The 20,813-nt window shown below is 45.2% G+C and carries 23 protein-coding genes, 2 rRNA genes and 1 pseudogene; 1 reads left to right on the top strand and 25 read right to left on the bottom strand.

The genetic code is table 11. The annotated features are described in order from the left end of the window. Nucleotides 1–483: 483 nt before the first annotated feature. The 8 genes from H7968_RS17530 to metG form a co-directional block, all read right to left on the bottom strand. Complete coding sequence (locus H7968_RS17530) at nucleotides 484–672, bottom strand: small, acid-soluble spore protein, alpha/beta type (RefSeq protein WP_227397307.1); 189 nt, start codon at nucleotides 670–672, stop codon at nucleotides 484–486. Nucleotides 673–840: 168 nt separating this feature from the next. Beyond that, nucleotides 841–1,104 (bottom strand): biofilm formation stimulator Veg, encoded by a 264-nt coding sequence (gene veg / locus H7968_RS17525; RefSeq protein ID WP_134372482.1) that lies wholly within the window; start codon nucleotides 1,102–1,104, stop codon nucleotides 841–843. Between the two features lie 119 nt (nucleotides 1,105–1,223). Continuing rightward, nucleotides 1,224–2,078: a sporulation peptidase YabG gene (gene yabG, locus H7968_RS17520; protein WP_227397309.1), complete on the bottom strand. Its 855-nt coding sequence runs from the start codon at nucleotides 2,076–2,078 to the stop codon at nucleotides 1,224–1,226. Between the two features lie 134 nt (nucleotides 2,079–2,212). Next, entirely contained in the window at nucleotides 2,213–3,091 is an 879-nt protein-coding gene (rsmA, locus tag H7968_RS17515) for a 16S rRNA (adenine(1518)-N(6)/adenine(1519)-N(6))-dimethyltransferase RsmA (protein WP_227397306.1), read from the bottom strand. Beyond that, entirely contained in the window at nucleotides 3,084–3,644 is a 561-nt protein-coding gene (rnmV, locus tag H7968_RS17510) for a ribonuclease M5 (RefSeq protein WP_227397305.1), read from the bottom strand. Before rnmV ends, rsmA begins: the two co-directional genes overlap by 8 nt. 853 nt (nucleotides 3,645–4,497) lie before the next feature. Next, nucleotides 4,498–5,763: a G5 and 3D domain-containing protein gene (locus tag H7968_RS17505; protein ID WP_227397304.1), complete on the bottom strand. Its 1,266-nt coding sequence runs from the start codon at nucleotides 5,761–5,763 to the stop codon at nucleotides 4,498–4,500. A gap of 243 nt (nucleotides 5,764–6,006) precedes the next feature. After that, nucleotides 6,007–6,771: a TatD family hydrolase gene (locus H7968_RS17500; protein ID WP_227397303.1), complete on the bottom strand. Its 765-nt coding sequence runs from the start codon at nucleotides 6,769–6,771 to the stop codon at nucleotides 6,007–6,009. A gap of 426 nt (nucleotides 6,772–7,197) precedes the next feature. Further along, nucleotides 7,198–9,207 carry a methionine--tRNA ligase gene (metG, locus tag H7968_RS17495; RefSeq protein WP_264476790.1) on the bottom strand — a complete coding sequence of 670 codons (2,010 nt, stop codon included), beginning with the start codon at nucleotides 9,205–9,207 and terminating at the stop codon, nucleotides 7,198–7,200. Nucleotides 9,208–9,644: 437 nt separating this feature from the next. Between metG and H7968_RS17490 the strand changes: the two genes are divergently transcribed. Then, a complete protein-coding gene (locus H7968_RS17490) occupies nucleotides 9,645–9,926 on the top strand; it encodes an AbrB/MazE/SpoVT family DNA-binding domain-containing protein (protein ID WP_134372467.1) in 282 nt (93 codons plus the stop codon). Nucleotides 9,927–10,268: 342 nt separating this feature from the next. Here the strand turns inward: H7968_RS17490 and rsmI are convergent, their stop codons facing one another. The 17 genes and pseudogenes from rsmI to H7968_RS17405 all read right to left on the bottom strand — a co-directional run. Beyond that, complete coding sequence (gene rsmI, locus H7968_RS17485) at nucleotides 10,269–11,153, bottom strand: 16S rRNA (cytidine(1402)-2'-O)-methyltransferase (protein ID WP_134372464.1); 885 nt, start codon at nucleotides 11,151–11,153, stop codon at nucleotides 10,269–10,271. Further along, nucleotides 11,119–11,418 (bottom strand): GIY-YIG nuclease family protein, encoded by a 300-nt coding sequence (locus H7968_RS17480; protein ID WP_227397301.1) that lies wholly within the window; start codon nucleotides 11,416–11,418, stop codon nucleotides 11,119–11,121. Before H7968_RS17480 ends, rsmI begins: the two co-directional genes overlap by 35 nt. Continuing rightward, entirely contained in the window at nucleotides 11,402–12,145 is a 744-nt protein-coding gene (locus H7968_RS17475; RefSeq protein ID WP_227397300.1) for a tRNA1(Val) (adenine(37)-N6)-methyltransferase, read from the bottom strand. The genes H7968_RS17480 and H7968_RS17475 overlap by 17 nt, the downstream gene beginning before the upstream one ends. Nucleotides 12,146–12,243: 98 nt before the next feature. Continuing rightward, entirely contained in the window at nucleotides 12,244–12,618 is a 375-nt protein-coding gene (gene yabA, locus H7968_RS17470) for a DNA replication initiation control protein YabA (RefSeq protein ID WP_227397299.1), read from the bottom strand. A gap of 13 nt (nucleotides 12,619–12,631) precedes the next feature. Beyond that, complete coding sequence (locus H7968_RS17465; protein WP_134372452.1) at nucleotides 12,632–13,459, bottom strand: PSP1 domain-containing protein; 828 nt, start codon at nucleotides 13,457–13,459, stop codon at nucleotides 12,632–12,634. Then, nucleotides 13,452–14,456, bottom strand: coding sequence for a DNA polymerase III subunit delta' (gene holB, locus H7968_RS17460; RefSeq protein ID WP_227397298.1), 1,005 nt, complete (start codon nucleotides 14,454–14,456; stop codon nucleotides 13,452–13,454). The genes H7968_RS17465 and holB overlap by 8 nt, the downstream gene beginning before the upstream one ends. A gap of 15 nt (nucleotides 14,457–14,471) precedes the next feature. Further along, nucleotides 14,472–14,911 (bottom strand): annotated as a pseudogene (locus H7968_RS17455) (YaaR family protein). 22 nt (nucleotides 14,912–14,933) lie between these two features. Further along, nucleotides 14,934–15,263 carry a cyclic-di-AMP receptor gene (locus H7968_RS17450; RefSeq protein ID WP_134372443.1) on the bottom strand — a complete coding sequence of 110 codons (330 nt, stop codon included), beginning with the start codon at nucleotides 15,261–15,263 and terminating at the stop codon, nucleotides 14,934–14,936. A 158-nt stretch (nucleotides 15,264–15,421) separates the two neighbouring features. Next, nucleotides 15,422–16,054, bottom strand: coding sequence for a dTMP kinase (tmk, locus tag H7968_RS17445; protein ID WP_227397297.1), 633 nt, complete (start codon nucleotides 16,052–16,054; stop codon nucleotides 15,422–15,424). Further along, nucleotides 16,047–17,468, bottom strand: coding sequence for an aminotransferase class I/II-fold pyridoxal phosphate-dependent enzyme (locus H7968_RS17440; protein ID WP_227397296.1), 1,422 nt, complete (start codon nucleotides 17,466–17,468; stop codon nucleotides 16,047–16,049). The genes tmk and H7968_RS17440 overlap by 8 nt, the downstream gene beginning before the upstream one ends. Before the next feature lie 134 nt (nucleotides 17,469–17,602). Continuing rightward, nucleotides 17,603–17,770: a sigma factor G inhibitor Gin gene (locus tag H7968_RS17435; RefSeq protein ID WP_166805773.1), complete on the bottom strand. Its 168-nt coding sequence runs from the start codon at nucleotides 17,768–17,770 to the stop codon at nucleotides 17,603–17,605. 123 nt (nucleotides 17,771–17,893) lie between these two features. Then, nucleotides 17,894–18,073, bottom strand: a complete 180-nt coding sequence (locus H7968_RS17430) for a hypothetical protein (RefSeq protein WP_227397295.1) — start codon at nucleotides 18,071–18,073, stop codon at nucleotides 17,894–17,896. A gap of 69 nt (nucleotides 18,074–18,142) precedes the next feature. After that, entirely contained in the window at nucleotides 18,143–18,487 is a 345-nt protein-coding gene (locus H7968_RS17425) for a DUF6176 family protein (RefSeq protein ID WP_227397308.1), read from the bottom strand. Continuing rightward, entirely contained in the window at nucleotides 18,484–19,242 is a 759-nt protein-coding gene (locus H7968_RS17420; RefSeq protein WP_406566427.1) for a DUF2087 domain-containing protein, read from the bottom strand. The genes H7968_RS17425 and H7968_RS17420 overlap by 4 nt, the downstream gene beginning before the upstream one ends. Nucleotides 19,243–19,522: 280 nt before the next feature. Further along, nucleotides 19,523–19,762 (bottom strand): hypothetical protein, encoded by a 240-nt coding sequence (locus tag H7968_RS17415; RefSeq protein ID WP_227397293.1) that lies wholly within the window; start codon nucleotides 19,760–19,762, stop codon nucleotides 19,523–19,525. A gap of 696 nt (nucleotides 19,763–20,458) precedes the next feature. Beyond that, a 5S ribosomal RNA gene (gene rrf, locus H7968_RS17410) occupies nucleotides 20,459–20,574 on the bottom strand. A gap of 75 nt (nucleotides 20,575–20,649) precedes the next feature. Next, a 23S ribosomal RNA gene (locus H7968_RS17405) occupies nucleotides 20,650–20,813 on the bottom strand; the annotation flags it as partial.

Below are 20,813 nucleotides of genomic sequence, written 5' to 3'. Positions count from 1 at the left end.
TGGACCGGACTCGACGAAGATAAAGGAAACACAGCGAACGGAGTGAGCTGATGTTGACTTATCGAACGAGAGGACGGGAAGTTTGCTAGTCCCTGCCTGCTGGAACTGGATCAAGAAAAGTGGAAGCAGGCGTTTAGGGACGTACAAACTGGACTGGACTCGACGAAGATCGATGAGGGAAACACGGCATTTAGCAACTTTTTCAAGTTATTTAACCACTCTTTCGGGTTATTTGACGACTCTCTGCACTTATTTGACCACTTTCGACCGTTATTTAACCACTCTCGGCCCTTATTCAACCACTCTCACAAAAAATCCCGGCGGAGCCCGGGGGCACTTTAAGCCCTTAAGTACCTAAAAGCATTTAAACGAACGCTGCACTTGAGCAGTCCATGAACCATTCTCCACACCCTGCAAAACCATCCAAAAAAATAACGCCCGACTCCAAATGAGCCGGGCGCTGCATATCCCGAGAAAACCGGTTTAGCTTCTGCCGTTTTGATTTTGTTCAAGCTGGCGTTCTGCCATTTGGATGGCCTGCTTCACCATGTTTCCTGCATCCCGTGATTTAATGCCGCCCCAGCCTTCCTGCTGGACCGTGTCATAAATGCCGAGTTCCTTGGCGATTTCTTCTTTGAGCTGATCAGACATTACGCTTCTTCTTCTGCTCATTTCAGTCATCCTCCTTTTAAGGTATGCCTGATTAGTCTGTCGTAAACGGCAAATGATATGTATGGAAGATCGAGGCAAACAAATAAGGCGGTCTGCCGGAATCACTGACTAACAATGATTCCGGCAGACCGCCCGTTTACGATAATGCGCGTTAATCGATGATGCTGATTAACTTACGCTGATTGTTTCTGTTCCTTCTTCGATGAAGGTTAACTCAACTGCTTCTGTCAGTACATCGGTGTAGCTGTACGATACCCGCTCAAAAGAGTTCTCATCCTGATCCAGTTCAATAATGAAAATAGAAGGATACGTTTCAGTTAAGACTCCTGAACGCTCAATTGTCTTGCGTCTTCCACCATTGGCTTTTAACAATAGACGTTTTCCAAGATTTAAATCAAGTGACTTCTTAATATCAGCTAACGTTTTTGGCATTCCGCTTCCACCTCACTGACATTATTGTACCAAATCTTAGTGATTTAGTCAAACAAAATATATATAATAACAAGTATTTTATGACCATGTCAATATTTTTATTTCGCCAAAATGCTCTTTTATGTGTCGTTTCCTGTTTTTGTATAGATTTCTGCTCGATATGGCATCCCCGTTCTCAGCACCCCGCGTGTTTCAATTCCTCCAATTCCTTCATCGCTGGCCAGCGTATAAGGCAGCAGATCACGGATGGAAAAGGAGTCCTTAAACGGCGTATAGCTGATTCTTCCCGCTGCATAAGCAGGATCCAGCGCGTGAATGTTCACCCTGAGAGGTGAGCTGGCAAAATTCGCTCCTGCATGAATGAGTGACTCAAAATGAGACTGACACGCTCCTGCAAAAATAACAAGCTGATCCAGGTTGGGCATTTTTCTCCTTGCTTCCTGAACCGCTTTTACAAAAGCAGTGGAATGACGATAGGCCGAAAGATCATTTTTATCCCCCTGCCCGCTTAAATAGGCATCGTGCCCAGTCAGCACCAGAATTTGAGGCTGATATTGATTCAACAGCTCCTTCACACATTCAGCCATCTCTTTTTCAGCACAATGAATGCCGATATGTGGCACCTGAAGCTCCGTATACGCCTTCATACACTTCTTTAAGTATCGCTCATCCCCATCCAAATGCAGGACGCGTCCGGGGAGATGAAAGGTTCGGGCATCTTCATCCTCTCTCTTACCGGACGATTCCGCAGGCTGTAAGGATTTTTTCTTTTGACGCAGCTGTTCATCCACTTCTTCAAGCTGCCTTTCAGACATTAATTCCAGGTCGTCTAAAGGGGCATCTGCTATGAGGCGGACATCCCTTCCAACTAACCAGGCAAAATTAACACCATCACGATCTTCTATTGACATGACTTCAAATACAATATCGCATCCATATGAACGCCGTCCGACCGCCTGACTGACCCAGTCCATCACCCAGCCCCTCTCCTCACCAGTCATTCTGTATCATATGCAACGACCTGGGTGACTGTGCCGATTGTTTTGATTCCGTGCATCTATATAAAAAAACCATGGCCCAAAAAGAACCATGGTTACACTTATAACGTTTAATGAAAAACTTGATACAGCTCATTGGCAAGACGCGCAAAATCCGGGATCGACAAGCTTTCTCCGCGGCGACTTGGGTCGATCTCAGCACGCTCGAGCGCTGCGATGATCGCTTCTTTTTTCGCCTTACCTTCAGGCAGCTGACTCGTCAAATTATTGATAATTGTCTTGCGGCGCTGGGCAAACGAGGCACGTGTAACCGTGAAAAAGAAATCTTCACTGATCACATCCACCGGCGGCTTATCACGCTTCACCAATTTGATCACAGCAGAATCCACATTCGGCTGCGGAATAAAGACCGTTTTTGGCACAATCATCACAGTCGATGCTTCTGTATAGTACTGAATCGCAATCGAAAGCGAACCGTAATTTTTCGTTCCCGGTTTCGCCGCAATCCGGTCAGCCACCTCTTTTTGAAGCATCACGACCATCCCTTTGATCGGCAGGCCTTCTGTCAGAAGCTTTAAGATGATAGGAGTCGTCACATAATAAGGAAGATTCGCTACCACCATCAGGTTCTTCACATCCTGAAACTCCTCTTCAATCACCTGATGCACATCTGCCTTCAACACATCTGAATGAAGAATTTTTACATTATCGTATGGAGAAAGGGTATCAGCGAGAATCGGTAACAGACGCTGATCAATTTCAAAAGCCGTCACTTTTTTAGCTGCGCGGGCCAGATGCTCTGTCAGCGCGCCAATTCCCGGTCCAATTTCAATCGCCCCATCTTCCTTTGTCAATTCCGCATGGCTGACAATGTTATGAAGAATATTAGGATCGATCAAAAAGTTCTGTCCCAGGCTCTTTTTAAAAGAAAAGCCGTATTTATTCATAATTTCTTTCGTACGTATCGGTGTTGCAATATCTTTATTCATGTTCTTCCTCCTGTAAAATACGCGTCAGTGCAGTGGCAAATTCCTCTTTTGAAATTTGAAAGATCATCAGGCGGTTATAAAGCTGTTTACCATTTACATAGCCGATCTTCAAAGCAGCACCAAGCTTTTCCCTGCGCGCTTTGGCTTTAGGACCGCCAATCAGACCCGCTGTGACAAGATCCTCTTTGGTAATGACCTCCACAGGAGTTTCCGTCATCACATGAGCATCCTTCAATGCCTGACGGATCACTTCAGGTGCAGCATGCTCCACGCCGAGACCTCTTCCCTTTTTACGCAACGCATCCTGCTTTTCTATAAACGCATGCCGGCAACCGGGAACCGCCTCCTGAACAATCTGGCGGATTCGCTGCCCCGGATAATCCGGATCCGTTAAAATAATGACGCCTCGCTTTTCCTGCGCATGGCGTATTTTTTCAAGAGTACTTTTAGAGACGGCTGATCCGTTTGTTTCGATCGTATCAGCGTCAACAGCCCGTTTGACAGCCGTTGTATCGTCTCTTCCTTCAACAACAATGACTTCTTTTAATTTCATTGATTCCTCCGTATAACTGTATCTTTGCCCTATTATAGCGGAAATTGAATGCGAGCGCATAATTCTTTTGACAGGAGTATCTTTTGTGATCGGTCCTCCGGTTTTGTTTATGCGTTTGATGGTGTATTAAGGCCGGGCATGGGCCATCCTTCGCTTTCCGCGGCCGCGCGGTGAGCCAGCTAGTGCTACGCACTACGCTGTCTCACCTGTCGCTTCTCTGCCGCAGGAGTCTACGGATGGCCCATGCCCTCGTGGAGAATAACGGATATAGAATGTTTTTGAGAAACGGACCTAAGGTTCACAAAACATAAAATTCATGGTAAAAGGAATGCATGTTTAGATACCCAGACTAAGAGTACAGACGGAATTCCTTCACTTGTGCAAGTTATTCAATCTATTCACTTTTTAATTCAGGCTTTCCAGAAATTAATTCATTCGTTCTGGAAATTAATCCCTTCACTAGGCGAGTCTCAACGCTTTTACCTTCTTTTCAACCCGCTGATTCCTTCAAACCGGAACCTAATTCCTTCATTAACAAAGATGATTCCATCAAAACCACTTTAAGCCCCAAACCTTCTGATATGACGCAAATCAAGCCCACTTAATAGCACACACCACTCTGCGCAATCCGATTAACAAGTAAACCACCAGAGGGCTAGGGACATCCACAGACTCCTATGGAGGTGAAACCGATGTGCGAAGCACAGCGGGTTCACCGCCCGGCCATGGAAAGCGGAGGATGTCCCCCAGCCCGGTTTTTTATATCTGTTTGAGTATGCAAGGATACCCAACGCACGGTTTAAATCTCAAAACACGAAAAAAAGGAGGTTATACACCTCCCCTAACAGTTGAATTATGGCAATACCGTTACTTTAACCGTGCGATTTCCCCATGCGTAGGCAGCGGATTTCGTTGGGATAAAGACGTCGATTTTGTTGCCGTGGATTGCTCCGCCAGTGTCTCCGGCAATAGCATAGCCGTAGCCTTCAACGTATACTTTTGAACCTAAAGGAATAACAGAAGGGTCTACTGCAATGACCTTCATGCCCGGATTCGCTTTTAGGTTAATGCCTGTTGCTGTAATTCCTGAGCAGCCTGCGCATGAAGCAGTATAGGCTGTTGACGACATCATGATCTCGCGGCCGGATGGCGCGCTTGTTGAGACAGCTGTCGTTTGTACAGGAGTTGAAGCTGCTGCACTTGCCGTATGTACAGGTGTTTCACGTGGAACGCTTGCGACTACGGGCTTTTTCGTACCGACTGAGACGATTTCGTTAATGCTCTCTTTGACGGTTTTTTCTTCTTTTAATTTGCGGGAGATTTCTTTTCCATTCTCCATCACGACTTCGTAGGTTTTTTCAATCAGGCCTTTTTCGCCTTTTTGTACAACTTCTTCCGTTCCCTCAGCCAGATCTGAATCTTCTTTGGTTTCAACGGTAAAGTCTTTTGGTTCTTCCACCACATCGGTGACCTTATCAACACGGACGATCTTAACAGTAGCGCCCTCCGTCAGCATGGTGTCTGTTGAAGGCTCAACCCGATCATCTTGATCCAGCTTAATATTATTCTGGCTTAAAAAGTCAGCGACGGTGATCGAAGTGGACCATGCCTCTTCTTGTGTCGTTCCGTCGACAAGTGTCCATGCGAAAGCTTTGTCTAATGAGATTGTCATATCTTCCTCAATCTGTTGGCTCAAGTCATGTGACAGCTCATCCAGGTCACTGATCTCCACTTTTTCTCTTCGCAGAAATTCTCCAACGGTTTCTGCGTTTGTCATGATTTGCTGGGTTTCCCCACCTAAATCAAATGACACCTGTTTCGCCGCACGGTAGGCAACATTCATATCGTGATAAATGGATGCATCCTCCGCGGGGTACACATAGTCCTCTGAGTTTAATTCAATACCTAATTCTGTAAATATATCTTTGACGGTGTCCGCATTCGTGCGCACCAATTGCTCTTCGCCATTTAGAGACAGGGTTACAGTTTTCTTCATACCTTCCTGAAAAAGAAATCCAATTACCAGGACAAATACTGTCAGGCTAAGTAAACTATAGACCCAATTCCTCTTACTCATAGACTTTGGAAACAGGTTTTTCATGTTCTTTTCTGATTGCATGAAAAACTCCTCCTTTACGTTGAGTGATTATAAAGACTTTAGAGACAGATTGTCAACCTTTAAAACTATGAATTTCTTCTCTGCGCAGGTGAGATATTTCCCATTATGCACAGGCAGTTCGTTCGTGAAAAGGTTTTTTAATCGACAACCAGACCGCTTTATCCTGGTGAAAGAGCTAAGATGGTGTCGCATGTCTTTTTGCTAATTCTTCCGGATCACCCGTGTATTTTTAAGTTCCGTGGCTTACAGCTGAAATAATTTTTTCGCGTTTTCTGTCGTACGTTTTCCAACTTCTTCGTACGATAATCCTTTTATTTCCGCAATTTGCTCTGCTACGAGTTTGACGTAGGCAGGTTCGTTGCGCTTTCCCCGGTAAGGATGTGGCGCAAGAAACGGAGCATCTGTCTCAATTAACAGATGGTCGAGATCAATTTCTGCCGCTACTTCCTTCGGTTTTTTTGCATTCTTAAAGGTGACAGGACCTCCAAGAGAAATCATAAAGTTCAGATCCACACACTGTTTGGCAATTTCAACGCTGCCGCTGTAGCAATGCATGATCCCTCCGACTTCCTCTGCCTGTTCCTCGCGGAGAATATCCACTACATCCTGTGTAGCGTCCCGGTTATGAATGACTATAGGAAGCTTTACTTTTTTCGCCAGACGAATCTGCTTTCGGAAGACCTCTTTTTGAATATCGTGCGGGGATTTATCCCAGTGATAATCAAGGCCCATTTCACCGATTGCCACGACCTTTGGATGAGCAGCAAGCTCTTCAATCCATTTCAGGTCTTCATCCGTCATATCAATGGCGTCTACCGGATGCCAGCCAATCGCTGCATAAATGAATTCATGCGCTTCAGCAAGCTCCATTGCCTTTTTGATTGTTTTCCGGTCGAAGCCAACGACCGTCATCCATTCCACGTCATTTTCTTTTGCGCGTTCGATCACCTCATCAAGGTCTTCCTCAAACTGATCTGCGTTTAAATGAACATGTGTATCGAATAACATTCGTTTCCTCTCCTTTTACAGCAAGATTAGTGTATTAAAAAAACAGATGACATACATCACAGAAATGTAACAATCATTTAACAAATTAATCTTTAGTATGTTAAACCGTTACATAATGTATTAGGAATGTTTTATTTTTAATATAAGAAATAATATTAATTTCAAAATAGTTTTCCTTATAAATCCTTATTAAACCAATAAAAACCCTTTAAATAAAACTATTTTAATATAACCAACTGAATGAGACGTCATTTTTAGGTAAATCGATGCGATGATCTCTCAAATTCAAATTATTTTCCAGTCATTTTTCACAAAGTAAAACGTGTTACCTTTTTGTTACACAAATGCAACAAACATTTATTACCACATAATAAAAGAAGAGAGGACCCGTTCAGTCCCCTCTCCTTCTATTATAAATGCCTGCAATTACTTCACTCGGGCTCCATTTTCCAATGTCTGTGCGACTTCGGCTAAAGCAAGAACCCCATCCTTTTCTCCAGCTAAAATCATGCCTTCAGACAATTCACCGCGCAATTTAACCGGCTTTAAGTTTGTGACACACACTACTTTTTTTCCAATTAGCTCATCAGGCGTGTAAAATTTCGCAATTCCGGAGACAACTTGACGCTTTTCGAAGCCTAAATCAAGCTGAAGCTTTAATAATTTGTCTGCTTTTTTGACCGGCTCACAGCCTGTAACTGTCGCAACACGGAGATCTACCTTCATAAAATCATCGATGGTGATCTCTTCTTCAAGCTCGACAACCTCAGGCTCTTTTTCAGGTGCCGGGGCTGAACCAGCCATCTTTTCCTTAATGTAAGCAACTTCTTCTTCCACATCCAGACGAGGGAAGATCGGCTCACCTTTTGCCACGACCTTTGTGCCGGAAGGGATGACGCCAAAGTCATGTAAGCTTTCCCACTTAAGGAAGGTTTCTCGGTCAACCTGAAGCTGATCGAGAATACGTCCAGGCGTCTGCGTCATAAACGGCTGCAGCAGTACGGCGATACGGCGAAGCGTTTCAGCCAGGTGGCTCATCACATTGCCAAGCTCATCTTTTTGCGCCTCATCCTTCGCAAGTACCCACGGCTGTGTTTCATCGATATACTTGTTTGCACGGCTGATCAGCTGCCATACGGTAGAAAGGGCAATAGAGAACTCCATGTTTTCCATCGACTCTTCAAACTTTTTAACGGTTTCTTCATTTAAAGCGAGCAGCTGCTGGTCAAATTCACCTTCAGATCCCTTATAAACCGGAATTTCACCGTCAAAATATTTATTGATCATGGCCACTGTACGGTTTAACAGATTCCCAAGATCATTTGCCAGGTCAAAGTTCACGCGCTCAACGAAGCCTTCAGGCGTAAAAATACCGTCTGAACCAAACGGAACCTCACGCAGCAGGTAATAACGGAGTGAATCAAGTCCGTAACGGTCGATCAGCGTCACCGGATCCACTACGTTCCCTTTAGATTTGGACATCTTGCCGTCCTTCATTAATAGCCAGCCGTGCGCAAATACCTGCTTTGGCAGGGGAAGATCAAGCGCCATCAGCATGATCGGCCAGTAAATCGTATGGAAACGGACAATCTCCTTACTCATCAAATGCACATTAGCCGGCCAGAACTGACGGAAGCGCTCATCCTGATCTGTTCCATAGCCAAGAGCCGTAATGTAATTCGACAATGCATCAATCCATACGTAGACAACGTGCTTCGGATCACCTGGAACCTTAACGCCCCAGTCAAATGTCGTACGGGAAACCGCCAAATCCTCAAGTCCAGGCTTAATAAAGTTGTTCAGCATTTCATTTTTGCGGGATTCCGGCTGAATAAATGCCGGATTTTCTTCATAATATTTCACCAGACGGTCTGCATATTTGCTCATACGGAAGAAATACGATTCCTCACGCACCTTTTGAACCGGATGTCCACTGTCCGGACTTTTACCGCCAATGACTTTTCCATCCTGATCGAATTCTTTATCCTCAAGCTGCGTTTCAGTGTAGAACGTTTCATCCGGAATTGAATACCAGCCTTCATATTCTCCCAGGTAGATATCTCCCTGATCATAAAGCTGCTTAAAGATCTTTTCGACAACGCTTTTATGGCGCTCTTCCGTTGTCCGGATAAAATCATCATAGGAAATCTCCATGGTCTTCCACAGATCCTGGATCCCCTCTACAATTTCATCAACATATTCCTGCGGAGAAACCCCTTTTTCCAATGCCTTCTCCTGAATTTTCTGGCCGTGCTCATCCGTACCTGTTAAATACATGACATCAAAACCACGCAGACGCTTGTAACGTGCCATCGCGTCTCCTGCCACTGTTGTATAGGCATGCCCGATATGAAGCTTTCCACTCGGGTAGTAAATCGGCGTTGTAATATAGAACGTATCGTTTGACTGACTCACTGTAAAATCCTCCTCGCACATCGCCGAAAAGTCACATCCGGCGCGTATTTACCTGCTAAAAAATATACCGTAAAAAGGGGGTTCAATGCAACCAGCGCAGGTCTGCTCTACGATTTTCGACATTTAGACATGTCTTCTCTAGGAAGTCATCCCCATTTTTGTCGAATCGAATACGTATGTCGAAAGAATTTGTCGAATCAGCCAATAGTTCGAAATCAAATCTTTTTTATTTACACTCCCATTAATTACATGATATAGTGATAAATGTAGAAGGAAATGTTTTCAAGTCTTCTAAAACCCTATCAGATCAGTGTTTTTCAATGTATAAAAAAATATGCTATTGGAAAGAAATATGTATTGACTGATATGGGAAGAGTTGGTATGATATAAAAACAGAGAGAAATTTGTCGAATAATGACGAAAAAAATAAAAAAACATTTTGAGAGGGGATTTTTAATATGAAATCAACTGGGATTGTACGTAAGGTAGACGAATTAGGCCGTGTGGTTATTCCAATCGAACTTCGCCGCACACTAGGTATCGCTGAGAAGGACGCTTTAGAAATTTATGTGGATGACGAAAAAATCATCCTTAAGAAATACAAGCCAAGCATGACTTGCCAGATCACTGGCGAGGTGTCTGATGACAACCTGAAGCTTGCTGGCGGTAAGCTGGTACTCAGCAAAGAAGGCGCTGAGATGCTAATCAAGGAAATCCAAAGCAACCTTCAAGGTGCTTAATCAATAAGTAACATTTGAGCTGTTCCGATGAGGAGCAGCTTTTTTTTGCGGCCTCGATGCGGGTTGTTAGGTAAATGCGGCCGGTCAAAACACGCGGAACAATACAAAACATTGTTGAAACGATACAATCTGACTGCTGAATCCGTACACTCTACCTGATGAGTATAACAATTCCAGTGCTTCAATAGCATTACAGAACAATAAATCTGTGAAACAGTACATTACATTCATTGAACAATACAATTAAATAGTGAATCGATACAAAATTTTCCGGTAACACAACAATTCCCACAACCTCCCCACTGCCACGCCAAAAAACAGCCCCCGAAAGAGCTGTTTTCTTTAATGATCAACATGATAATCCTGATACACATCGCGCTTTGGCAATCCGCGATCCTTTGCTGTTTCCTTAATGGCCGCTTTTGAGGTCATCGATTTCTCCTGCATATAATGCTCCACGTGCTCACTCAATGAAAGCTCTGACCACCAGACGCCTTCCTCCTGCTGCCATTCTTCTTTTGAGCCGCCTTCAATGACGAGGCAAAATTCTCCGCGAAGCTCCGTTTCACCGGCCCACGTCAGGCACTCTTCCACCGAACCGCGGATAAATTCCTCGAACCTTTTTGTCAGCTCACGTGAGATCACCATTTGCCTCTCCGGTCCCACCGCTTCTTTTAGTTCTTTCAGCGTATCCTTCAGACGGTGCGGTGATTCATATATAATGAAGGAAGCCGGCATTGTTGATAAGAAAACGAGCTCTTCCCGCTTCTCTTTTTTCTGTCTTGGGAGAAACCCGTAGTAGTAAAACGGCTGTGGAACGAGTCCCGAGGCGATCAGTGCTGTGACGGCCGCATTGGCTCCAGGCAGCGGTACGACATTAATGCCTTCAGCAAGACAAAGCTTCACAAGCTCATACCCCGGATCTGAAATACAAGGCGTGCCGGCATCGCTGACAAGCGCGACCTGCTTCCCTTCAAGCAGCTGCTGGATCAGCTTGCGCCCACTTTCTTCTTTATTATGTTCATGATAACTGACAAGCTTTGTCGAAATCTCAAAATGATTACACAGCTTCATCGTATTGCGTGTATCCTCTGCCGCAATGATGTCAGCTTCCTGTAAGATTCTGACCGCTCTGAATGTCATATCCTCGAGATTTCCAATCGGAGTCGGAACGAGATATAACCTTCCTGCGTCAGGTTGATGAAAGCTTTGTTGCGTTTGAAGCATGACATTCCCTCCTCTCTTCTAAATAACGGTCTTTTTGGCGACGTGTCTGTTTTTTAAACGCATATTCAGCCTGCATCGCTTCCCGTTTTGTCGAAAACATTTCATGATGAATCATTTCAACCGGCCTTCTCGTTCTCGTATATTTTGAGGCGGTCCCGGCATTATGCTGCTCGAGCCTGCGATCAAGATCAATGGTATAGCCGCCGTAGTAAGAACCATCCCGGCAATAAAGGACATAAAAATAATGGTCAGTCTCTCTTTCCATATAAAATCTCCTTCATGTCAGGTGTGTATTCATTATTTTCATCATACACATATAATGGAGGCAAAATTTTCACGTCTGCTTTTCCATCCTTTGCCGCCTCCACTAAAATCGTATTCGCTTCCCTTCCCTCTTTCGGGTAGACGAATTGAATCCGCTTTGGCTCCAGACGGTATTGACGCATCAATGTAATCAGATCTAACAAACGCCCTGGACGGTGAACAAACGCAGCCTTTCCTCCCTGCTTCAGCAATTCACTGCTGACACGCACGGTATCTTCAAGGGTACACATGATTTCATGACGGGCAATCGTCAGATGATCATTTTCATTCAGTTCTTCTTTTCCAGGCGTTAAAAAATACGGGGGATTACAGGTCACCACATCATGTTTCGCATGACCGAGCTGTGGCGTTACCACATTCAGATCCTCCTGAATCATCCGCAGACGGTCTGATAATTCATTGTAATTAAAGCTGCGCTGTGCCATATCAGCGAGCCGCTCCTGTATTTCGACCCCGGTAATCGTTCCTTTTGTCCGGCAGCTCAACAGTAACGGAATCACCCCATTGCCTGAGCAAAGGTCAATCAGGCTCCCTTTTTGAATCGGGACAGAGACGAATCGCGCGAGCAGCACCGCATCTAATGAAAAGGAGAAAACGGTTGGACTTTGAATAATTCTTAAGTTCTCTGCAAGCAGATAGTCCAGCCGCTCATCACCTATTAAGTTCATGCTTTTTTCTCCTCTCATGATCATGAAAAAAAGCCTGACATGACACAAGCCGGACAGCATCACCATCCGGACTGCGCAACGCCAGCCTTTTATGTTCGTTATTTTTTCGTTAAAAAGGACAGGCAAAACAGGCAATCTTCATCTTTACGCGGGCTTCCAAAATGAATGTTACAAATGTGAAAGCCTTCGTGATAAAGACGGGCAAGGTTGTCATATCCTTCTCCTATGTCTGTGCTCTGGCTGTCAGCTTCCGACGCTTTTCCTTTACCGCCACGTTTGTTGCCGGCGGCAGGCTCCTGTGAGTTCCCCAGCTGTTCCAGCCTTCTGCGCAGATGCTCATTTTCAATCTGCAGTGAATGATTCTCTTCCATCATATCAGCAAGATTGTGCTTTAATTCGCCAAGCTGCTGATACAATTGACCAATCTGCTGTTCCATATTGGCAACTGAATCAAAGAACTCCTTCTTATCCACGAACTCCACCTCATTACTCTGTGGCTTGAATTGATGCAACATCCTGATTCATAATTTCTTCAAGTGTGTACTCAAGCGTACGGTCCTGCTCCTTCATTTCAACCTGAAGAACGCGTTCAAGCATGTTCAGCCCGACGACTTTTCCTCTTCCCTCAGGTGTTTGAACAAAGGAACCAAGGTCCGGCATTTCCTCTTTTGCTGCTTCATATTCGTCATTCTCATATTTCAGACAGCACATCAGACGGCCGCACAGTCCGGAAATCTTCGCCGGATTCAACGACAGATTCTGGTCCTTTGCCATCTTGATCGATACCGGCTCAAAATCTCCGAGAAACGTTGAACAGCAAAGCATACGGCCACATGGACCAATTCCGCCAAGCATTTTCGCCTCATCGCGGACACCAATCTGCCGAAGCTCAATCCGGGTTCTGAACACAGATGCCAGATCCTTTACAAGGTTCCGGAAATCCACCCGGCCATCCGCGGTAAAATAGAAAATCACTTTATTGCGGTCAAATGTGTATTCCACATCCACGAGCTTCATATCTAAATCATGCTCACTGATTTTACTTGAGCAAACCTCATAAGCATGCATGGCTTCTTCTTTATTCTCCTGAACAGAAAGGCGGTCCTTCTGATCAGCAAGACGGACAATCTTTTTCAGTGGCAGGACCACATCATTCTTGTCCACTTCCTTGACATCAGTAACAATTTTACCGTATTCGACCCCGCGGACCGTCTCGACGATCACATAATCATCAACCGTTACGTTCAGCTGATTCGGGTCGAAATAATATATTTTACCCGCTTTGTTAAAGCGGACACCTACTACCTCATACAAGTGCAGATCCCCCCTGCAATTTAAGCATCAGCTGCTCCATAAGCAGCTGTGTATTCATATTCTGTTGCAATTGTCGTTTGGCCTCTAACAGGACAGCCAGCTGGTCGGATAATTGACGCGCTGACGTTTGGAGTGCATCTGTACGAAACGTATCAAGCCAGTCCGGATAAGACAGGTGGTCAAGCTTTTCCGTCTGGATATAGAGGAGGTCTTTATATATAAGAAGAAACAAATCGAGCGACTGATCAATTTGTGATTTCTCTTTAAAATGCGGCAGATAATCGCTTTGAACCCGTGTCATGGCTTCAAAGGGATCCGTCTTTTGCACTTCGTATAATTTTAACATGATTTTTCGGGCTTGTACAAACCACTCATCCGTACTCAGCTCAACCGCTTCCTCCACCTGATTCGTCAGTTTGGACAAGACGGAGGCCATCGTCGGATGAACGCCCTCTTCTACCAGCTTTTCCTTAAAGAAAACAGCAGTCAGCAGCTTAAACCCAACGTGCTGACACCTGGACAAAATCGTCGGAAGCATCTGATGCATCTGCTCAGTCAGTAAAATCGCAGTCGTGGACGGATGCGGCTCCTCAAGAAATTTCAGCAGGGAATTGGCGGCCTGAACCGTCATCTTATCCGCGCTGTTGACGATGTACGTTTTCCGTCTGGATTCCATCCCTGTTTTACTGAACTCCTCCTGAAGCAGCCGGATCTGTTCTTTTTTAATTGATAAGCCATCCGGCTCAATGACATGAACGTCCGGGTGATTTCCCTGCGCAATCCGGTGACACTGATCACATTCCATACACGGAACGCCTTCAATCGGCTGCCGGCAAAACAATCCCTTCGCTAAAAATAATGCCATTTCCTTTTTACCCGTGCCGCGCACACCTTCAAAAAGATAAGCATGCGCCACACGGTTTTTCTGCAGGCTGTTCATCAGCATTTTTGCAGCAAGCGGCTGCCGTTTTTGTAAATCTTCCCACGATTCAGCCATGTAAATCCCTCATTTTTACGTATATAAGTTAATCAGCAGACCCTTGATTTCGCCGATCTGATCAAGCACATCAATCGAATCCTTTTCACTCTTCATGACACTCTCCGTCAGGGCTGCCAGCTTTTCATCAATCGTTTCCACGAGTCGCAGCTTACGGCCTCACCGAATTCATTCCATGAATGGGACTGCTTTAAATTCATGCCATATTCAACGGTTTCCTTCACAAAACGCTTTACGAGCATTTTAAACTTGGCGAGATCCTTAAAATTACGTGAGCGTGCCAGGCGATCACCGGCTGCCGTCACATCCCCCATCAGCCTCGCAAGCTGATCTGTCTGGAGCTTCTGGTCCTGTTTCTGAACAAGATCACCAAACTTCAACTGGCTGTTCGGCTGAGCCTGGGGGCCATTTTGAAGACGGTTCGCTCCCACACGCAGATCCTGATTAATTTTCATGTGATCGACTCACTCCGTCTGCTTAGAATTGGTGAAACTGTTCAATCGGCAGAACGAAAACCGTGGCTCCGCCAACTTCAACTTCAACCGGATAAGGAATGTAAGAATCCGCATTTCCGCCCATCGGCGATACAGGTGCAACCATCTGCTCCCGTGAACGGCAGCTCTCATTAATCACCTCAAGCGCCTTATCCACTCTGGCATCCTCTGTACCAATCATAAATGTTGTATTCCCCGACTTCAAAAAGCCTCCTGTACTCGCAAGCTTTGTAGCGCGGAAATTATTCTTCATTAATGCAGTTGATAAACGATTACTGTCCTGATCCTGTACGACAGCGACAACTAGTTTCATCCATTCCACCCTCTTCCTTTTTAATCATATTTTTATCATACCGTGGCAGATTTACACCTGGTCAACGGGCATTTGGTCTATCTAAAAATGGTTCTGTCTTTATTATACCAATAATACGAAATGATTACGAAAGCATTCCAAAAAGAAGCAAATAATCATCAGTCCTCAAGGATTGCACGAACGATCTGAAGCGCATCAGACGTCACAGCCTCAACCGTCCCCGATGCATCAAGCGTTTTGATTCTCTCAGGAAAACGCGCTTTTATCAGCTGATATCCTTCATACACCTTCTCATGAAACGCCATTCCTTCAAGATCAAGACGATTCACCTCACGCCCCTTATTGGCCGCAATCCGCTTCATCCCTTCTTCCGGGCTCAAATCAAAATAAAGCGTCGCATCTGGCATCATCGACTCAATCGCAAACTCATTGATCTTCCACACCTCATCAATGCCAAGCCCTCTCGCATGCCCCTGATAAGCAAGCGAGCTGTCAATGAAGCGGTCACATAACACGATTTTCCCTGCCTCAAGTGCAGGCTTCACGCGCTCCACTAAATGCTGTCTTCGCGCTGCTGCATAAAGCAATGCTTCCGTGCGACCATCCATCGTCGTATGATCAGGATTTAAAATAATCCCTCTGATTTTCTCAGCAATGTCAATGCCGCCAGGCTCCCGTGTTAATAACACTTCAAACCCTTCTGACTCCAGCTGCTTTTTCATTTCGGCAACGACCGTGGTTTTTCCTGCCCCCTCCGGCCCTTCCACCGTAATAAAACGTCCTTTACTCATCCTTATCCTCCTGTACAACCTTCAGTTTTCCTTGTATTAAAAAGGTACCACCCTGGAACCTCATCTCTGATTGAACGATATCACGCAGCTGCTTCACTTTTCTCCCGGTCATCCGCTCCCCCGGCAATATAAACGGAATGCCTGGCGGATAAGGAATGACAGACTCTGCAGCAAGCCTTCCCGTAACGTGATCAAGATCCACCCATTCCACAGCAAGATCCACCGCTTCATCTATCGCAAGCGCAGGCTCGAAAAAAGGCTCTTCCTCCAGGATCAGCTGCTTCACTGCAGGCCCATCCACTTTTTCAGCCGTAATCATTTTCAGCGCTTCAACAGCCCGATCAAGCTCCGCCTCATAAAGCTGTCCTTCCTTTAATAAAGGCAGCATCCATAACACCTGCAGCGGATCCGCCAGCTCTGAAAAAATACTGTGCGCCTCACATGTTTTCTGAAGCGTATAACCATCCAGACCCGCTACCCGGATCATCAGCTTTAAAGGATCCTCCGCTTCTATCACACTCACATCCGTGATTTGTCTCAGCCTTTCAATAAAAGCAGACCTCACCTTTTGAAAATGCGCCGCATCCTTTTCTGAATAAGTTGCCACATAGCTCCTCGCCATATCCAGTGAAGCCATAATCGGATAAGACGGGCTGCTCGACTGCAGCATCCCAAGATACCGCTCCACCTTCGCCACAGAAACGACATCTGAATTCACATGAAGAAACGAACCCATCGTCATCGCAGGCAATGTTTTATGAGCCGACTGTACAACCACATCCGCGCCAAACGCAAGGGACGATTCGGGGAAACCCGGCAGAGAAAAATGAGCACCGTGCGCCTCATCAACGAGTACGGTAAGCCCGGCTTCTTTTGCCGTCTTAACCACCTCTGCCATCTGCCCGGTATGCCCGTAATAAGATGGATACGTCAGCACGATCACTTTCACATCAGGATACGCCTTTACAGCCTGCCTTAAACGATCCGGCGAAATACCCGACGGCGTCTGCGACTCAGCATGTACATCAGGCATCAGATAAACAGGCTTCACCTGAGCAAGACCGCACGCATTCATCACCGATTTATGAGCATTGCGCGCCACAAACACCCGATCACCCGCACGACAGGCAGCCAGAATCATCGCCAGATTCCCAACCGTCGAGCCATTCACAAGAAAATAGCTCTTCTTCGACTGATAATGATCACACAGCAATGCCTGCGCATCACGAATAACGTCTTCCGGTGCATGCAGATCATCCAGTCCAGTCAGCTCCGTCTGATCCCAATTAAGCAGCTGGCCAAACGCTGGGTCCGCGACAGATCCATTTTTATGACCCGGCACGTGAAACGACACCGGATGTCTATTTTGATGAGCCGCCAGTGCTTCCACAAGCGGCTGATTAGCATGATTCATCTCTGTTCACCTTCTCATGTTCATTTCTCCATTGTATCACCTGTTCATCAAAATGCGTGATGCCTGCCTGAGAAAAGTACTTGTTTTTTCACACAAAAAAGAACTGACCCATTTAAGGATCAGTTCCCTGTCATCTACTTATAAGAACCGCTTTCCGGCTTCAGTAAATACATCCAGCGGTCATAATCCTGATCGTCCGCCTTTAATTGAATCAGCGACTGCTCACACCAGACACAAACAAACTTTGACGACAGACGTATTCCCCGTTTATACTTTCTGCCACAAGCACGACATACTCTCATTCGCTTTCCTCCACTTCGCGGTATCATACCAACAGTATCGACACCCCGGATAAAAAATAATCACATTCTTTTTATCCTATTCGCCCATTTCGGAATCGTGAAGGAAAGTCTTCTACAAACTTCTTATCCCCAGCCAGATGTTTTCTGATCATTCTCCATCGTATATGGCGCAGCCTTTTCATCCTTATGGTGACTCTCCCCAAACTGCTCCAGGTCCTTACGCTTTTTCGCTCCCCTTTTCTTATCCACCACAAGTCCAAATCCGACCAGCCCAGCGAGTACGGCTACAATATAAATCCACATTGCCATCCCTCCTCCTGTTGTTTTGACCATTATATCAATCATTTCCATTTAGATCCATAGGTGGATGGATTAAACCATCTTTTGACGGATACGATCAGGAATCAAAACCACCTCAGTTTGCAAATCCACAGGCTTATATGCAGGATCAATACACTGCTGCCAATAATCAAGATGCTTGCGGTCCAGCCAGTGCTCTGATGAAGACACATCCTGAGCTCCTTCACCCTGAACAGAATACCAGTACAAATACTCGACCCCGTCCAGTTCTTCGCAGAAAATCGTTTCCACATACATCTTCTCCGGCTCCAGCGTCTCAAGCACTGCGTCCATCTGTTCATTTAAAAAGGCAAGCCACTCATCCACCAGATCCGATTTACCTTCCTTCACCCGAAATCTCGTCAACTCTACTTTCACTGCTTCACCCAATAAGCCGATCCATCCTGATTCCGGTCCATAAAGCCATACTCAATAAAATAACGGCGAAGCGTCACAAAGTCAGCATAAGCCTCCTTCAACACTTCATTCACCTCACGCTCCGTATAAGACCTTCCAGCCTCAAATCTTTTCAGCAAATGCTTCAGCACCACAATTTTCTTCTTCTCTTTACTCGGAAACAGATGAAGCGGACCCTCAAGCCCATCCTTAAAATAAGTCTTCAACACTTTCTCCTGCTCACTCTCCGTCGTCGCATAACGCTCATCCACCATCGTCGCCCCCCTATGTACCTGCACAAGCCCCTCAGGCCCATCATCCTTTTTCAACAAATCCATCAGCGCCAAAAACACCTTCGCCTGCTTCTCCTTCTCCTTAAACTTAAACCGGTGATTCCGAATCGTCGAAGGACTCCCATCAATCCTCTTCGCAGCCTCTTTATCACTCAGCCCCTGCCTGAAAAACATCAAAAGCTCACGCTGATGATCAGATAACCCTGTAAACTTCTTATTCATCTGGATCAAATAATCAAACATCGAACCATGCTCTTGCTCCACATGCCACTCAGACGCCCGGTACGCCTCATAAAAACGGCCTTCAACCTGAAACACTTCCCCCTTTTCAAAAGACGCCCCGCATACTAAACAAACATGGCGATCCTCCAACTCCTTAACACCCAGCGAAAGCTCTTTCACAGAAGACGCCCAGAACAATTCCTCACTCAAAACCAAACACATCCTTCTTTTGTTTATCATTTAATAAACATATTATATTATAGTTTATATAAAAGCAAACAAATTTTTATATCGTTTAATTAAAATAGCATTTAGTCGATTTTTACGCTCTTCTGTAGGATTTAACTACTCCTGGATCTCATTCGATACACTTTGCCAATTATTTAGCAGACTTTTGCTTGAATTCGGTCCACTTCTCCATTTATTTAGTGCACTTCATACCTCATTCAGCACACATCGCGATAAGGCTCTGGCTCAAAATACAAAAAGAAAAACCCGGCTATCACTCAGCCAGGTTTTGTGCAGATCTATTTATGTAAATCCTTTGGATAACAACACTTAAAGACAAGCCGATCACAATTGGAATCAATGACCCTGATGAAACCATTTGTCCATTCGTGCTGTTCATATATTCATTCTGGAACATTAATAATGATATTTGAAAAACATGCCCTACTAAATAGAGCAGCAAAGTGATCACCGCAAACGATGCCACACTCACAATATAACCTTTTGATTTCACTCAAAAACACCCCCTGTTCTTAAAATACCAGATTTTACTTAGCTTGCGGCATTTTAAAAATTTTTAATGTACTTCACTTCGGTAACTGGAGGTGATCGCTTTTCTCAATGATTAGCGCGGAATTCTATCTACTTCCTACTTTATTCTGCATACTTTTGCTCTTATTCAGTATACTTTTCCGTTTATTTTACATACTTTACTCTCTATTCTGTATACCTCGAGAAACATCCCGGCGAAGCTCGGGGGCACTGAATGCAGTTGAGTAACTGGTAGTGGTAGGTCTTTCTCTAAAAGCAGTACCGGATTCTATACACTTTCCTCTTTATCCAACACACTTTTGCTCTTATTCAATATACTTTCCCTTTTATTCGATACACTTTATTCTCTATTCTGTATACCTCCGGAAACATCCCGGCGAAGCTCGGGAGCACTGAATGCACTTTGGTAACTTAAAGAGCTGGGTTTTCTTTAAAACCAGCTCGGAATTCTACACACTTTGCTCTTCATTCAACACACTTTTGCTCTTATTCTGTATACTTTCCCGTTTATTCGATACACTTGACTCCTCATTCTACACAGCTCAAAAAACATCCCGGCTACGACCGGGCGCTCTTCATGCACCTTCAAACCCGACCTCCACCTAAAAAACGCACAAAAAAACCTGCCGTCTCTCCTGAGCGACAGGTCTTATCTTTGGCCTAGCGACGTCCTACTCTCACAGGGGGAAACCCCCAACTACCATCGGCGCTGAAGAGCTTAACTTCCGTGTTCGGCATGGGAACGGGTGTGACCTCTTCGCTGTCATCACTAGACTGATTTAATTGAAGACTCGCGCCTTCAAAACTGGATACAACATCAAACAACCGCAAGGTTCGAGAATCACCTATTTGGTTAAGTCCTCGATCGATTAGTATTCGTCAGCTACACATGTCGCCATGCTTCCACCTCGAACCTATCTACCTGATCATCTTTCAGGGATCTTACCACTTGCGTGTGGGAAATCTCATCTTGAGGGGGGCTTCATGCTTAGATGCTTTCAGCACTTATCCCG

Origin of the sequence: Jeotgalibacillus aurantiacus, assembly GCF_020595125.1 — a bacterium.
Taxonomy (GTDB): Bacteria; Bacillota; Bacilli; order Bacillales; family Jeotgalibacillaceae; genus Jeotgalibacillus; species Jeotgalibacillus aurantiacus.
This window is presented reverse-complemented; position numbering and strand designations above follow the sequence as displayed.

Excerpts from the sequence above, each read along its gene's own strand:
- H7968_RS17500 (WP_227397303.1), bottom strand. The coding sequence starts at position 6,771 with ATGTTATTCGATACACATGTTCATTTAAACGCAGATCAGTTTGAGGAA.
- holB (WP_227397298.1), bottom strand. The coding sequence starts at position 14,456 with ATGGCTGAATCGTGGGAAGATTTACAAAAACGGCAGCCGCTTGCTGCA.
- H7968_RS17430 (WP_227397295.1), bottom strand. The coding sequence starts at position 18,073 with ATGTGGATTTATATTGTAGCCGTACTCGCTGGGCTGGTCGGATTTGGA.
- H7968_RS17440 (WP_227397296.1), bottom strand. The coding sequence starts at position 17,468 with ATGAATCATGCTAATCAGCCGCTTGTGGAAGCACTGGCGGCTCATCAA.
- H7968_RS17530 (WP_227397307.1), bottom strand. The coding sequence starts at position 672 with ATGAGCAGAAGAAGAAGCGTAATGTCTGATCAGCTCAAAGAAGAAATC.
- H7968_RS17435 (WP_166805773.1), bottom strand. The coding sequence starts at position 17,770 with ATGAGAGTATGTCGTGCTTGTGGCAGAAAGTATAAACGGGGAATACGT.
- rnmV (WP_227397305.1), bottom strand. The coding sequence starts at position 3,644 with ATGAAATTAAAAGAAGTCATTGTTGTTGAAGGAAGAGACGATACAACG.
- H7968_RS17490 (WP_134372467.1), top strand. The coding sequence starts at position 9,645 with ATGAAATCAACTGGGATTGTACGTAAGGTAGACGAATTAGGCCGTGTG.
- yabG (WP_227397309.1), bottom strand. The coding sequence starts at position 2,078 with ATGGACTGGGTCAGTCAGGCGGTCGGACGGCGTTCATATGGATGCGAT.
- tmk (WP_227397297.1), bottom strand. The coding sequence starts at position 16,054 with ATGAGTAAAGGACGTTTTATTACGGTGGAAGGGCCGGAGGGGGCAGGA.
- H7968_RS17420 (WP_406566427.1), bottom strand. The coding sequence starts at position 19,242 with ATGTGTTTGGTTTTGAGTGAGGAATTGTTCTGGGCGTCTTCTGTGAAA.
- rsmI (WP_134372464.1), bottom strand. The coding sequence starts at position 11,153 with ATGCTTCAAACGCAACAAAGCTTTCATCAACCTGACGCAGGAAGGTTA.
- veg (WP_134372482.1), bottom strand. The coding sequence starts at position 1,104 with ATGCCAAAAACGTTAGCTGATATTAAGAAGTCACTTGATTTAAATCTT.
- H7968_RS17475 (WP_227397300.1), bottom strand. The coding sequence starts at position 12,145 with ATGAACTTAATAGGTGATGAGCGGCTGGACTATCTGCTTGCAGAGAAC.
- H7968_RS17450 (WP_134372443.1), bottom strand. The coding sequence starts at position 15,263 with ATGAAACTAGTTGTCGCTGTCGTACAGGATCAGGACAGTAATCGTTTA.
- H7968_RS17480 (WP_227397301.1), bottom strand. The coding sequence starts at position 11,418 with ATGGAAAGAGAGACTGACCATTATTTTTATGTCCTTTATTGCCGGGAT.
- metG (WP_264476790.1), bottom strand. The coding sequence starts at position 9,207 with ATGTGCGAGGAGGATTTTACAGTGAGTCAGTCAAACGATACGTTCTAT.
- H7968_RS17505 (WP_227397304.1), bottom strand. The coding sequence starts at position 5,763 with ATGCAATCAGAAAAGAACATGAAAAACCTGTTTCCAAAGTCTATGAGT.
- rsmA (WP_227397306.1), bottom strand. The coding sequence starts at position 3,091 with ATGAATAAAGATATTGCAACACCGATACGTACGAAAGAAATTATGAAT.